Annotated in this window: 12 protein-coding genes; 6 read left to right on the forward strand and 6 right to left on the reverse strand. The window is 35.4% G+C overall.

What is annotated here, in order from left to right; all coding sequences use genetic code 11:
* Positions 1–18: 18 nt before the first annotated feature.
* From ACFFIS_RS11015 to mprF, 5 genes are all read left to right on the forward strand, one after another.
* A complete protein-coding gene (locus tag ACFFIS_RS11015; RefSeq protein WP_320381215.1) occupies positions 19–387 on the forward strand; it encodes a GntR family transcriptional regulator in 369 nt (122 codons plus the stop codon).
* Positions 388–399: 12 nt separating this feature from the next.
* Positions 400–1,089 carry an ABC transporter ATP-binding protein gene (locus tag ACFFIS_RS11020; RefSeq protein ID WP_320381217.1) on the forward strand — a complete coding sequence of 230 codons (690 nt, stop codon included), beginning with the start codon at positions 400–402 and terminating at the stop codon, positions 1,087–1,089.
* Positions 1,086–1,916, forward strand: a complete 831-nt coding sequence (locus ACFFIS_RS11025) for a hypothetical protein (RefSeq protein WP_390187538.1) — start codon at positions 1,086–1,088, stop codon at positions 1,914–1,916. Before ACFFIS_RS11020 ends, ACFFIS_RS11025 begins: the two co-directional genes overlap by 4 nt.
* 11 nt (positions 1,917–1,927) lie before the next feature.
* Entirely contained in the window at positions 1,928–3,169 is a 1,242-nt protein-coding gene (locus tag ACFFIS_RS11030) for a hypothetical protein (RefSeq protein WP_320381219.1), read from the forward strand.
* Positions 3,170–3,498: 329 nt separating this feature from the next.
* Positions 3,499–6,048 carry a bifunctional lysylphosphatidylglycerol flippase/synthetase MprF gene (gene mprF, locus ACFFIS_RS11035; protein ID WP_390187540.1) on the forward strand — a complete coding sequence of 850 codons (2,550 nt, stop codon included), beginning with the start codon at positions 3,499–3,501 and terminating at the stop codon, positions 6,046–6,048.
* 254 nt (positions 6,049–6,302) lie between these two features.
* On the opposite strand, the gene ACFFIS_RS11040 is transcribed toward mprF, so the two are convergent.
* Both ACFFIS_RS11040 and ACFFIS_RS11045 read right to left on the reverse strand, forming a co-directional pair.
* A complete protein-coding gene (locus tag ACFFIS_RS11040) occupies positions 6,303–6,632 on the reverse strand; it encodes a thioredoxin family protein (protein ID WP_320381224.1) in 330 nt (109 codons plus the stop codon).
* A 100-nt stretch (positions 6,633–6,732) separates the two neighbouring features.
* A complete protein-coding gene (locus ACFFIS_RS11045) occupies positions 6,733–7,278 on the reverse strand; it encodes a CotY/CotZ family spore coat protein (protein WP_390187542.1) in 546 nt (181 codons plus the stop codon).
* Between the two features lie 781 nt (positions 7,279–8,059).
* Here ACFFIS_RS11045 and ACFFIS_RS11050 point away from each other — a divergent pair.
* Positions 8,060–8,752, forward strand: a complete 693-nt coding sequence (locus ACFFIS_RS11050; protein ID WP_390187543.1) for a hypothetical protein — start codon at positions 8,060–8,062, stop codon at positions 8,750–8,752.
* Positions 8,753–8,815: 63 nt separating this feature from the next.
* Here the strand turns inward: ACFFIS_RS11050 and ACFFIS_RS11055 are convergent, their stop codons facing one another.
* The 4 genes from ACFFIS_RS11055 to ACFFIS_RS11070 form a co-directional block, all read right to left on the reverse strand.
* Complete coding sequence (locus tag ACFFIS_RS11055) at positions 8,816–9,901, reverse strand: glycosyltransferase (RefSeq protein ID WP_320381551.1); 1,086 nt, start codon at positions 9,899–9,901, stop codon at positions 8,816–8,818.
* Positions 9,902–10,066: 165 nt separating this feature from the next.
* Positions 10,067–10,600: an NTTRR-F1 domain gene (locus ACFFIS_RS11060; RefSeq protein WP_320381227.1), complete on the reverse strand. Its 534-nt coding sequence runs from the start codon at positions 10,598–10,600 to the stop codon at positions 10,067–10,069.
* A gap of 267 nt (positions 10,601–10,867) precedes the next feature.
* Complete coding sequence (locus ACFFIS_RS11065; protein ID WP_320381228.1) at positions 10,868–11,860, reverse strand: glycosyltransferase family protein; 993 nt, start codon at positions 11,858–11,860, stop codon at positions 10,868–10,870.
* A 260-nt stretch (positions 11,861–12,120) separates the two neighbouring features.
* On the reverse strand, positions 12,121–13,410 hold the full coding sequence (locus ACFFIS_RS11070) for a nucleotide sugar dehydrogenase (RefSeq protein WP_390187544.1): 1,290 nt from the start codon (positions 13,408–13,410) through the stop codon (positions 12,121–12,123).
* Between the last annotated feature and the right edge of the window lie 551 nt (positions 13,411–13,961).

A 13,961-nucleotide genomic window follows, 5' to 3' on the forward strand; every position in this document is an offset into this window, starting at 1 on the left:
TAATTAGGAGATGTGCCTATGAACGTCAAGTTTAATAGTCGTGAACCCGTTTATGTTCAGGTCATGCAGCATTTCAAAGAGCAAATAGCTAGAGGTGTGCTTGAGCCTGGAAAGGAAATACCATCGAGACGGGAACTTGCGAATCAACTTAAGATCAATCCGAACACAGCGCAGCGGGCATACAAAGAAATGGAGGCGGAAGGTTTGATTTTTACTGAAGGAAATTTGCCAAGCCGTATTACAAATGATGAACAAGTGTTACATGCAGTTAGAGAGGAACTAATTCTAGACGCAGTTCACACCTTTGTCCAGTCTGTAAAGACAATTAATGTTCCACTAAAAGATGTGCTCGATTTAGTAAAGGAAAACTATGAAAGAAATGAATAGGAGGGGTGCGGCATGATTGAAGTAAAAGATATAAAGAAAAGATTTGGCAGAAAACAAGTGTTACGTGGTGCTTCATTTACAGCAGAAAAGGGAGAAATTACTTGTTTGATTGGTGTAAACGGTGTTGGAAAGACAACCATTTTAAATGCAATTATGGCATTAACGCCTATTAACAGCGGTGAAATTTTAATTGATGGTAAGAAGTTAACGAAGGATACATTTGAAAAAATTACGTTTATACCGGATGCCATTACGATGTTACCGCAAATGCGTATTGCAGATGCGATGGAATTTATGCGTGACTATTATAAAAGCTGGAATCAAAAGCGTGCCGATGATATGTTAGGCTTCTTCAAATTAAAAAAGGAAGATCGGATTTCAGATTTATCTAAAGGGAATACCGCAAAAGTAAATTTATTGCTTGGATTAGCATTAGATGTTGATTATGTATTAATGGATGAACCTTTTTCAGGAATTGATATTTTTAGTAGAGAACAAATTGCGGAAGTCTTTACATCTCATCTCATTGAAGATCGCGGTGTTATTATTACAACGCATGAAATTCATGATATTGAACATTTAATTGATAAAGTTGTGTTATTGGATGAAGGTGTCATCTTACGGGAATTTAATGTGGAAGAAGTTCGTGAAACAGAAGGAAAATCTGTTGTGGACGTCATGAGAGAGGTGTTTCATTCATGAAATATTTGAAGTTGGTAAACTTTGAAATAAATCGTTTTTTTAAACTTTACATGGTATTAGTTGGAATGGTAATTGTGTCCCAAATCGCGGGAGTTATTGTCGAGTCTAGAAGTTTTATAAAAGAGGCAAATATGACAATCCGAGAACTAGGTTTAACATATACAAGCTATGCAGAAGATTATGGTTCGTTATCGTTAGGTTCCATTATGCGATCTGGTTGGTTTGTATTACCTATAGCTTTGTGTATCGCAGGATTATCTTTTTATGTATTTTTTATTTGGTATCGTGATTGGTTTGGAAAAAATACATTTGTATACCGTTTACTCATGCTACCGACTGCTAGATTAAACATATATTTTGCAAAAGCAACGACTATTTTCATTTCTGTGTTAGGCCTTGTCGGTCTTCAATTATTGTTATTGCCAATTGAAAATAAGCTTTTCCGCAGTTTAGTACCAGTGGATTTACGTCATGATGCACCGATGAGTGAGCTTTTTACATTTTTTGATGGATTGGGAATTATCATCCCAGCTCATCTTTCTACGTTCATCATCCATTATGGAATTGGTTTCATGATTGTATTTATTATTTTTACAGCAATTTTATTTGAAAGAAGTTATCGTCTAAAGGGGATAGTTTTTGGAGGACTATATTGTGTAATTGCCCTTGGTATATTCCTATTACCATTTATTATCGTGATTTACCAAGAAAAAATGTATTTATATCCAAATGAAATGTTCTGGTTAGAAGTCTTTCTAGGCTTAATTGTTACGGCAATGAGTTTCGTAGTGAGTAGTTATTTACTTAATCGAAAAATAAATGTATAAGGAGGAAAACGATGAAGAAGTATGTGAAAGCAGTTGTAATAGCACTTTTTACGATTATTACAATCGGAACTTATTATATACAAACAAGTTTTGCATCTAGTAATTATCCTCAATTTACCCTTAAGACAATTTCTGGAGATGAATCAGAGGTAAATGATATTTCTGTTCATAGTAATTATCAAATCAAACAGGATGGAAAAGTATGGTTGGAAGAAACCGCTGAAATAAGCAAGACAGGGACAACATACATGCGTGACAAATCATATTATGGTGAAATGTTGAAGGGTTATTCAGTTAATAAAGATTACGATTACTTAATGAAAAACTATCGTAGTTTTATGCGAGGAAATGAAGGAGATCCGGTTACATTTGCTGAAAATGATCATTATTTGGTGAACGTCAGAATTGACTACAATTATGTTTCAGGTTATTCGAATAGTGAATTTACAGTGAATACGTATAATAAAAAGACAAAGAAAAAGGCATCATTTACATTGCCTATTCCGGATTACACAAAATATGATTGGATAAATATTCAAGATGTCCGGCTTGCTAATGGAAAGATATTTGTCGCTACTACAAACGAAATGAGTGAATTAGATAAAGATGGTAATTATGTGGAGACGAATTATGAAGGGCATATATATACGATTGATCTCCAAAATAATAAAATGCTAAAAGAGGAAATATTACTTGAAAAAGCATTCAAAGAAGGCCATGTGTATGGACTGGATAGATCCATTTTAGAAACAAGTCCATATATGGTCCTCGTTTTTGATAAATTTAATGCTACTGAAACAGATGAACATGTAGAAGATGAAATGGAAGTACCTATCCAACAAATTATGATTATCTACAACATTGAAACAGATGAGACAGAAGTACTAAATATGCAAAAAGTAGTGAAAACAAGTTCTGTAAGTTATGAATCGCGGAAAGGGAATACTGTTTTCATCAGTACACAAAATGATGAAAAATTAACAGTGTATGGTTATGATTTAGAATCGAAGAAAGTGGCTTCTAAACAAACGTTTGTTTTACCAAAATCTATGATGGAATCTAAATATGTTATCGATGGTAATCGTACTTTTATCATAGATAATCAAAAGAAAGGGAATACTTCTTTTGGAACGATAACAGCCTATGATACAAAGACAGGTAAATTGTTGTATGAAGGCTCGATTGAAATAAAGGGTAACAAAGGACTAAGATCAAATGAGGAAATGGAATTTTACAATATTAACAAGCATTGATAGATGCTTAAGGAAAGACTAATTAGGGATATGTTTATACGATTCAATAAAGAAAAGATTTAGGGGAAGTATTGGATATTATGTAGGATCGCTAGTCTCATGTGACGCTAGCGGTCCTTTTTTATCGTAGGAACGGCTGTAAAATATCCATTCAGGCATTGAAGCAGGATGCTATCCTCCTTGCTAGCTGTATTATACGTATGTTCAATTCTATTATTTTACACACGATGTCCTTTCATACATCCTCGTATAGAAAACACTAATTTCTACACAATAATAAGATGTAGCTCTACTTACTTTATTTCTTATGAAAGAGGTGTGACTTTAAAATGAACATGAAACATCACATTGTTCGCTATGGAAAATACGTATTTATGTTAGCTGTCATCTTATTTATTTTTATTCAGGGACGAAGGGAACTTTCAGGAATTGCCTTTAAAAGTTCATTTCAAACATTGAAGGAACTCCCATTTATATATTTGTTTATTTTGGTTCTAATGGGACTACTTGCTGTTGCTATTATGTTTTTTTATGATTACACGTTAATTCGTTCACAACATTTACATATAAAAAAGATGAAAGTGTTGATGGTTTCTTGGATTGCAAATGCGTTTAACGGTATTTTTGGATTTGGAGGGCTTGTTGGGGCCGGTGTAAGGGGCATGTTGTATCGGAATTATACAAAAGACAGTTCTAGCTTAGTGAAAGGGATTGGATGGCTTGCTCCTGCAGCGGCAGTAGGTTTATCTGTCTTTTCACTTTTAACATTAATAGGCATTTTCCCTATGCAAACCATTTTAATGCAAAAAAGGTGGCTCATCATTGTATTAATTGGTGTATTTCTATTTTTTCCAATCTATATTGGGATTTCAATTTTACGCAAAACATCTTATTTTAAACCTAGTTTAACTGTACGATACTCGCTAACCTCTATTATCGAATGGTTTGGTGCAAGCATTCTTTTATATTTATGTTTTCACTTTACTGGGGTTGAATTTTCCTTTTTACAAGCACTTGGTCTATTTACAGTCGCTGCAGTAACAGGCTTTGTTAGTATGATTCCTGGTGGGCTAGGTTCATTTGATTTAATGGTGATATCTGGAGGGCAATTGTATGGAGCCGATGCAAGTCTACTTTTAACAGCTTTATTTTTATATCGGTTTTGCTATTATATTATTCCTTTTGTTATTGCACTTGTACTAGCTGCAATTGAGATGACATCAACTGTGATGAAAAAGGCAAATGAGAAAAACATCATTGCTCCTGTAATGGAAATTAGTACGGTTATTTGGGCTATACAACGGCAAACATTAAAAAGTGTCGGGTATTGGTCTGTCTCCGCTCTTTCTTTTATCATGGGATATTTTTATATTTTCATTCCGATTATTAATATTGTAAATAATCATGGGCTTCATCGGGCTAACGTGACATTAATGACAGTGGACTTTTATAATTTACTTCTGTTTGCGCTAGGCATTACGATGTGGTTTTTTATGAAGGAGCTTTATTACAGAACAAAAAGATCCTTTTACATTACTGGAATATCGTTATGTTTGGCAATTATCTTATTGCTATTTCAAATAGAACATCTTATTATTGCAATTCTATCTGCAGTCTATTTATTTGTACTTATTTTATTGAAAAGACGTATCAAACGGCATAGCATACCTTTCACAGTAACAAGTATGAGGCATTTAATTTATGTTAGTATCATTGTCTTTTTGCTATTTGTAACTTCTGTTCGCATGTCATTCATTTTAATAGATTATCCAAAATCAATTTATGGTTTATATGCGATAGGAGCAAGCGGATGTCTTATTGCGATTATATACATTGTCGTAAGTGTACTATTATTTGACCGTCGTCACGACAAACAAGTCGGACAGCCATTTGACGAAGAAAAGCTCACAAACTTTTTATATAAGCATGGGGGGCATGTGTTAAGTCATTTAGGATTTCTTGGCGATAAACGGTTACTATTCAGCGATGATGGGAAGGCATTATTACAGTTTGCAGTAATTGGTAAAAACATCGTTGTTTTGGGTGATCCGCAGGGAGAGGCTACATCATTTAAACTTGTTTTAAAAAAGTTACTCGGACAGGCTGATTATTATGGATATAATCCAATTTTTTATCAGATAAGTGGAGAAAAGATGGCATTATACCATGATTTAGGATACCGATTTTTCAAACTTGGTGAAGAGGCTGTAATTGATTTAACTCAATTTACAATTTCAGGTAAGAAACATGCTGGATTGCGGTCTACTTTTAACCGATTTGAAAAGGTACATTACGTGTTTGAAATTCTCAAACCACCGTTTACAAATGAATTAATCAATGAACTAAAACAAGTGTCCGACTTATGGTTAGGAAATCGCCGGGAAAAGCAATTTTCTCTAGGGTCGTTTTCCGCTGACTACATATCGAAGGCTCCAATTGCTTTATTAAAAAATGTTGATGGAAAAGTAGTTGCTTTTATGACAATCATGCCTGTGTACCAAGCAAATATTATTTCAATTGACCTCATGCGATATGTATCTGGTGCCCCTAGTGGTACAATAGACGCGTTATTCATTTATTTATTACAGTGGGCAAAAGAACAACCATATCAATATTTTAATCTCGGCATGGCTCCCTTATCAAATGTCGGTCAACAAGAACACGCTTTTTTAGGTGAACGAGTTGCTGCAACTATTTTTAATAATGTTCATTATATTTATGGCTTTCAAGGATTGCGTAACTTTAAAAATAAATATAATCCAGAATGGAAAGGGAAATACCTAGCATATCGAAAAGGATATACGTTAGCTTCCTCCATGTTAAAAATTACACACTTAATCGCTGGTAGAAAAAGATATCGTGACCGAAGAAAAAGATAGTTTGTTTAATAGGGATGGATTTGTGCTGGGGGAGGGCAGGTACGTCCTTGCAAATAATATCATAAACAGATAACCTTTTGTCATTTCATTAGGTTTTGTAGGGGGACTGTTCTTCAGATAAGATGCATAACTTGATAAAAGAAGGTAGATAGTACCGAGACGCCATGCAAGGGGCTCAGGAGCTTATCGCGCAATTAAAATGGGGTGTAGCTGTACAATAGATATGAGCTTCATCCCATGATGTTGTTTGAGGCCTACATGTTCTCATAAATTTTTAATAATTTCCTCTCGAAAAGATCCATATGGACAATTCGTGCTTCACGAATATACTCTTTTTCATAAACAAAAAGCAATAATACAGGGACAGTAAATATCGAAAGGCGTCCAGCAACTTCTGGTACGGTTGTTGTATTAACTTCAGCTAAATGAATATGTGGGAATTTTTCCATTAGTTCTTGTACTTGTGGTTTTAGTCCATGACATACACTACAATTTGGTTGTGATATATATAGAAAGGCTAAAGCATGATTTTTTATAAACGTATCGATTTGTTCAATTGATGTTAGCTCTGTAAATTGTCGCATATTGCTACCTCCACTTCACCTATTAACTTTACCATGTGCAAAGCATGTATACATAGAATATGCTTTATAAAAAACTAGAGAGCTCTCCCACATAAGCTCTCTATTTCATCGCCGGTAAAGGGGTAATGGGGTCCAAACAGAACACGGCAGAAAAGTTATGGAGATTTACTGTAATACATAAATGAGTAGCGATAAAATCAGTTGCTGGGTCCGTAGTAGGGAAGTAAGCGCAGATAGATTCAGCTTTTTTGCAAACAAGAGATCCATCACTTCTCACAGGTAAGAGCAATTCTAATGTTGCACAACAACTATCTTCATCAATATATTTGACACGAAAAATAGGAGAGGTAATACATTCATAATGCTCCTTTTTGGTGTGTAAGTGCCTACATTTATACACGCCAGAACTAATAAAAGGTTTACCGCAATCACTATAAAGCATAAATGGAATTGTAGTATGTTTCCTATTATGTTGGTGGCCTTTTAGTTGATGAATGGCTTGCTCACAGCTAGATAGGCAGTCGATTCCACTTGCCTTTTTCTGGGCTTGATATATTCGAGTAATTGTCTGACATACGCAATCTTTTTCAATTGGTTTCCCTTTGGTTTCTTTATAAAAATGTGTTCGTTTCAAACATCGACCCATGTTGTCACTCCTTAGAAATGATGTTCAAAAAAGTTCATGTAAATTCCATGGCAAAACTTTCGCCTTTTTAAACTTTTTAAACACGCACTTTTTAGGTTGCGTTTATCCTTAGTACTAGATTATGTAAAATATGTTCAACGGATTGTTCCATAGTCTATTTCAAACGTCTATTTTAAAGTAATTTATATATAAGGTGTGTTGGAAATGAAAATTATGATATATTTTTAGCCATGTCTTCGTGTACTTGTAGGGACGAAAGCAGATGACATCAACGGAATTTGTAAGTGTAGGTTGCTTGATATCAGTATCATTTCAATCACCTTTCCATAAAAGGTATAAAAGTGGAGATTTGATTCAACCTTTAATAATAGGATTTTGCCGTTTCACATTTTAATAGAATGCATAAAGTTATAGTAATCAGTACAAGTCTTGTATTTGATTAACCCATGAATGAACTCCTTTGGAAAGCTATGTATGACCATGGCTTTCCTTTTTTTAAGGGTGTAAAAAGTTGAACTCATACATAAAGAACATCTTGAATGTCTGTAATGTAAAACTTGATAAGAGATTCAATTCTACCCATTTTCACTTTTTAAGCATCATATCTACTTATTTCTAGGTGTCCGACATAGTTTTATAAAAATATGCGTTTGTACAAGTACATCTATCTATGCAAAGTAGGAACATGTTACATATATAGTAGTGTAAGGAGATTTTCTACCTATCATTTCAATTGATAGGCAAAAGAGAACTTCTAAAATAATACAAGGAGGAATTCTTCGTGGGAAGAAAAAACTTTTTAGAACCAACGGGAAATTCAGGAAGTCGTTGTAATAGAGGTAGTCTGGGGGACCTTTGTAAATGTCATCATTGTAAGAAGGAAGAAGAGTCTCTTGTAGAAAGAGTTGTTTGCTCGAAAAATGTGTATAGTACAGCAGAATTTTTGTTACCATTTGCGCTAGATACAGGAACTTTACCGACTGGTCCACCAATCGGTCCGGTTATCACCGCAATTGCAGCTCTCGGCTTAAGAGCAGATGTTAGACCAGTTGAAGGACAAATCAACACAGAGGTAACGGTATTAAAAGATGCTGTCATGGTCTTTGGTACACTTCCAGTAGATGTAACGGTAACTGCAACAACACCGGTACCAGGCGTATTACCACTTAATTTCCGTGTACTACTTTACTTCCAAGAGATTGTAGAATGTCCAGGAGCTTGCCCAACTGATCAGGTAGTCATGAGCAGATCTGTAATTGAAAAAGATGTGAATCAGCCTCTTATTGGCCCAGGCACTACACCAGTTATTAATTTACTCATCTACAAAGCAGTTATTCGCACACAGGTTACAGTTACACGCGTTGGTATGGAAGGAAATAGAAAGCATCACCATCAGCATCACCACTCTCAAGATTCCAACCAGCATTGCAATCCAAGACAATCCGATACGATTAATTCACCATTACGCTACTAGCTCCTCGCTTTTATCATATACCTCAAAGTCCGTAACCCATGAGAACGGAAAAAAACCTGACTTTTATAAGTCAGGTTTTTTCTTACGTTTATTTTTTAATAGTTGTTGATTAAAAAGTAGTTGAGGCTCTTGTGGACGATAAGCGAGTGCCTTTTCATTATGCATATTTGCTTTGTCAAATTCTTGGATATTATAGTAACAGATACATAATTGTATATGGGGATACCAGGTAGCGTAACTGTGAAATGTAAAGCCCCAGCGGGTTGGATCGAAAGGGATGTTTAAGGCTAATTGATACCACCATATTGCGGCATCATATTGTTGTTTTTTTTGTAAGCATTGGCCAATTCGACAACATATCTCAGGTTTGAGTGAATCCGAAAGTAAAAGTGCATCAAGTAAGGAGGCAATTTGTTGTCTCGTTTCTCCTACTATCCCATAACAATCTGCACGAAATATACAAGCAAAAATTTTGTCTTCTTTCCAGCCAGACTTTATTGAAATATTTTTCGTATAAGCTTCAATGGCTTCTTTATATAAACCATTTTCTCTCAATTCATTACCATAATAAAAATAATCTCTAGCTGATAGTTTTTCATTAACTGCTAATTTATTTTGATATATGTTTAAATTTCTTCCGACTGCATGTGTTCGTTTTTTATGGGTGACGGCAATGTCAGCAAGATAGATGTTTCCTTCTACTTGTAAATAATTATGGGCATCACCATGCCAAAGGAAGTTTCTCTCTCTTTTAACTAAACGGTTTCTACGATAGGTGAGTATCACTTGCTCATATTCATCTAAAGTTTGGTAAAACATTGAAACCGCATCTACTGTATTATCTAATGAATGTTTTAGCTCTATAAGTTTTTTTCTATCCTCCTCTAATAAGATATCATCCGCATCTAAATAAAAAATGTAGTCTTTTGTGGCATATTCGAAAGATTTATTACGCGCATCTTTGAACTTTCCTGTCCATGGGAAGGAAAAAATACGGTTTGTATATTTTTTAGCAACCTCAATTGTCTTGTCTGTTGATCCGGTATCGACGATATTTATTTCGTCAACAAGGTCATAAACGGAATCGAGACATTTTGCAAGTGTTTCTTCCTCATTCTTGACAATCATACATAAGCTAACCGTAATCAATAAATTCACTCCATTCATTATGAGGTAATGATAATCATCCATCCTTTATAACTGTGGATACGTGTATCATTCGGGAATGTTAAAAAAGGCTAGGACAAGGGTCTAACCTTTGTGTATTGTCCTAGCCTCTTTAGTTAAACTATATTATTTTATGCAGACTCCTGTTTAAAAGTTAGCGCCGGTTGGCCCCGTTGGCCCTGTTGGACCAGGTGGCATTGTTCCGCTTGCTTCAAAGTCGAGTAATTGTACATCGTCAATTAACACAGATGAATAAAAGCTGTTGTTAGGATCAAATTTTAAAATTTGCACCTTAGCCTGTGTTGCTTCTGGCGGCGCGTCCTCTGTAATTTGATAGACGTGGTGCCACGTATTAAAAAATACGTTCGGTAGATTATTAGCAGGGATGTTAACCTGTGTTCCATTTCCGACAACCATATCTACTTCATTTAAAAAAGTAACACGTAAAACTAATGATGGAGCTGGTAATATTCCTGATTTTGCAAGAGAGATAAGCAGTTGATAGTTGCGTCCATTGGAAATTGGAACAGTTTGGCTTAATGAGGCGGAACCGATACATCTAAAACGCGCAGAAAAGTTCCCGGTATGTGAATGGTCTGAAATAGTTGTATTCGTAGCCGACCAGTTGTCTAAGTTTCCGTCTTCAAAGCCACCGTTTAATAATAAATTATTAATAGCCAAGTAAATTTCCTCCTCCTATTTTCTAGTTCAATCTTATCTATCATTGAACTTACTATATTCTATGAGTATGCTTCCTACTTGCAAGGGCAAATGATAGATGATAGAAACACATTTAATTTGATTAAAATCAACCCATATCTTTTTTACCTATCGGCCCATGATAGCCATTTTGAATGGTTGGGGGAGGTGAAGGAGAATTGTTTTTTCTCATCCTATTTATTGAAAAAATAGCTAGATACTTAAAACTGGTAGTTAGCTAGGAAGGGTTTATCTCTTTAAATTTTTAATTTCATTTATAATAAATTTTGCACGATGTGTATTCGTATGATGTGTATGAATCAGTTTATATCCATTTTCTGTAATGCGCTCCCGTTCTTTTTTATTTTCTAAATAATACTTTGCCTTTTCGACTACATTATCAGTATTACAGGCAACATAGTTTTCGCCATCGACAAAACCTAGTTCTTGTATATCTTTGTTAGGTTCTGCGAGTAGCAATGTTTTACAAGCAGGAGCTTCAAGAAACTTCAAGACAGCAACGCCACCAGCCTTATCTCTACTACCGCATGTGAAAAATAACTTTGCCCGATTTAATTCCTTTGCGTATTTCTTGTTAACAATTAACTGATCTGCATTTTGAACACGATGCCCAGGATGTGGGTGAAAAACAAAATGAGGCATATCACGCATTTGTGTAAATACCGCATCTCGAAAGGCATATCTACCTTTAGGAGGGATTTTCTTAGGACACATGTGACGGCCTAAATCGCTTGGATTGACGTAAACGAGGCCCATGAGCAAGTAGTCTATCGTCTTTTCAAGTTTCCAGTCTTTCATGACGTCAGGATTAATCGACCACGGGAGCCAGCGTAATTTATCTTTAAATTGTGGAAACACATTTAAAAAAGGATGTTTCGTTGCGGAAAAAATAATATCAATCTTATTTTTTGTAAAATAGGTTGCTCGTGTTTCAGGTTGCCAATGTAAATCAATTACAAAGCAACCTTTCGGAATAGATGTTTTATCCAATCCTGTGATGTTAGGTGCTAATCCAAAATTCCAAGCAATGTCGTAATGGAAGATAAAGTCAGGGGTAATATTTAATTTGGTCAAAATATCTTGAATATTACCGTCTGAATGCCAGTAATACACGTCAGCATATTTTTCTAATTCCTTAATTGTATCAATCTTTGGACGGTGTTTTGGATAAACCCAAAACGGCTTGATTAACATTAAAATTTTTAATCGTTGTTTCTTCATATTTTATATCACCTCATATCATAGAATATGAAGGCAATCTAGTATTTGCATAGACATCTCTCTATAAAAATTAAAAGTCTAGTAAATTGAAGTAATACTTTCATCAGCAGAAGCGGATTTAACCTGCGATAATGCAATTATTTTCAGAGTAAGGCTTACGTTTCATATGGAATGCAAGTCCCGACAACATGTCTCGTGTTTATATACTTGTCGGTATTCTATCATAAAAGAAAAAAACAGAAGGGAGATGTCCCCTTCTGTTATAAATGCCAAAGTATGATATTATCTGGAAGATCTTCATTCGAAATAATTCCTTTAATATCCATGAGAATAGTCGTTTTATTTGGCTTTAATTGCGAGGTGATTTCATTTAAATTAAAATCTTGATGAGGTACAGCTAATATAACGACATCTACTTGATGAATCTCTGTCAACTTTCGCTTGATATCAATCTTATATTTACGAGCTAGTTCTTGTTTATCGGCATATGGATCAATTGCTTCGATAGAAATGCCGAGCTCTTGTAGTTGACGTAAAATATCTAGTGCCTTTGAATTTCTTGTATCTGGGATATTTTCTTTAAAGGTTACACCTAGTAATGCTACTTTTAATTGCTTGACATCTAGTTTATGTGAAACAACTAATGCTAGTAAGGAGCTCACAATATATGAAGAGATGGAATCGTTTATCTGTCGAGCAGAAGATAGGAGTTGGGGATGATAGCCAGCTCGTTTCGCTTTATAAATTAAATAATAAGGGTCAATACTAATACAGTGTCCCCCAACAAGCCCCGGTGTAAAAGGGGTGAAATTCCATTTTGTCTTTGCCGCTGCGATGACATCAAGGGTGTTGATATTTAATTTGTGACAGATGAGTGAGAACTCGTTCATCAACGCAATGTTGACATCGCGTTGTGTATTTTCTAGTATTTTGGCGGCCTCAGCTACTTTGATAGAAGGCGCTTCATGGAGGTTTGCCTCAATTACTTTCTGATACAGCGAAACAACCTTTTGTAAAGCTTCTTTATTTTGCCCAGCGACAATCTTCGGCGTATTTTTGAATACATGTTCTTCGTCTCCTGGGTTAATTCTTTCAGGAGAGTAACCTACATAGAAGTCTTTGCCCGCTACTAATTGGGACTCCGTTTCTAATATTGGAATACAAATTTCTTCCGTAGTTCCGGGATATACCGTGGATTCAAAAATAACAGTCGTTTTACGAGATAGATTCTTTCCAATGGTAGAGGTAGCATCTTTTAGAAAAGATAGATTGGGTTCATTTGCTTTAGTAAGTGGTGTAGGGACGGTTACGATAAGATAATCGCAGGCGGATAATTTTGTTTCATCTGTGAAGAAATGCAGTGTATCAAGTGATAGTGCCTTTTTTGAAAATTGCCCCGTTTGATCATAGCCTCGTCGAAGTTCTTTTATTTTTCCCTCATTGATATCAAAGCCAATGACATCATATTTTTCGGCAAGTGTTCGTGCGATTGGTAAGCCAACATATCCTAAACCGACAACGCCAATTTTAAATTTTTTAGTTCTAATCATGTTTCTCTCCTTTCTATGAAGGTTACTATTTTTATATGCCAAAACTAGTAAGTTGTTTCTATTAAATTTGTAAAAAAGGCAGTTAACTAGAGCCGGAAGAAGTGAAGGATACAAAACTTGTACGACACCCACACCTTTCCATGTTTTTGCGTTCTGTATATAGAAGACCTAAACTGTTCAGTAGTGAAAACTTGCCTTACTAATATCGCTCCGGAAAAACACTGCGCTTTCCGCGGGCGACTGATGAGCCTCGGGCCAACAGGACGTGACCGATCTTAGCCGACCTCCCGCAGGACAAGGAACGCTTCGGCAGCATGACATCGTACGAGGAAAAGACGTTTTATCTTTTTCGAGTCTCCGTGTTTTTCCTCCGCTGGTGTAGGTATCTTTATCCAGAACTGATTTTTTACTAGTTTATTGAATGGTATAGTTAAGAGCTGAAAATCTATTGCCCGTAGTGTAGTTTTTCGTAATAAGACTTACAAAGATTGACTCGCATAATCACGGCGGTTGTTTGGAGCGGAGGACCGTTGACTCCTCAAAAATGCAAA

The organism is Paracerasibacillus soli (assembly GCF_042432965.1).
Taxonomy (GTDB): Bacteria; Bacillota; Bacilli; order Bacillales; family Amphibacillaceae; genus Paracerasibacillus; species Paracerasibacillus soli.

Excerpts from the sequence above, each read along its gene's own strand:
- ACFFIS_RS11045 (WP_390187542.1), bottom strand. The coding sequence starts at position 7,278 with ATGGGTCGATGTTTGAAACGAACACATTTTTATAAAGAAACCAAAGGG.
- ACFFIS_RS11065 (WP_320381228.1), bottom strand. The coding sequence starts at position 11,860 with ATGAAGAAACAACGATTAAAAATTTTAATGTTAATCAAGCCGTTTTGG.
- ACFFIS_RS11025 (WP_390187538.1), top strand. The coding sequence starts at position 1,086 with ATGAAATATTTGAAGTTGGTAAACTTTGAAATAAATCGTTTTTTTAAA.
- ACFFIS_RS11040 (WP_320381224.1), bottom strand. The coding sequence starts at position 6,632 with ATGCGACAATTTACAGAGCTAACATCAATTGAACAAATCGATACGTTT.
- ACFFIS_RS11070 (WP_390187544.1), bottom strand. The coding sequence starts at position 13,410 with ATGATTAGAACTAAAAAATTTAAAATTGGCGTTGTCGGTTTAGGATAT.
- mprF (WP_390187540.1), top strand. The coding sequence starts at position 3,499 with ATGAACATGAAACATCACATTGTTCGCTATGGAAAATACGTATTTATG.
- ACFFIS_RS11015 (WP_320381215.1), top strand. The coding sequence starts at position 19 with ATGAACGTCAAGTTTAATAGTCGTGAACCCGTTTATGTTCAGGTCATG.
- ACFFIS_RS11030 (WP_320381219.1), top strand. The coding sequence starts at position 1,928 with ATGAAGAAGTATGTGAAAGCAGTTGTAATAGCACTTTTTACGATTATT.
- ACFFIS_RS11020 (WP_320381217.1), top strand. The coding sequence starts at position 400 with ATGATTGAAGTAAAAGATATAAAGAAAAGATTTGGCAGAAAACAAGTG.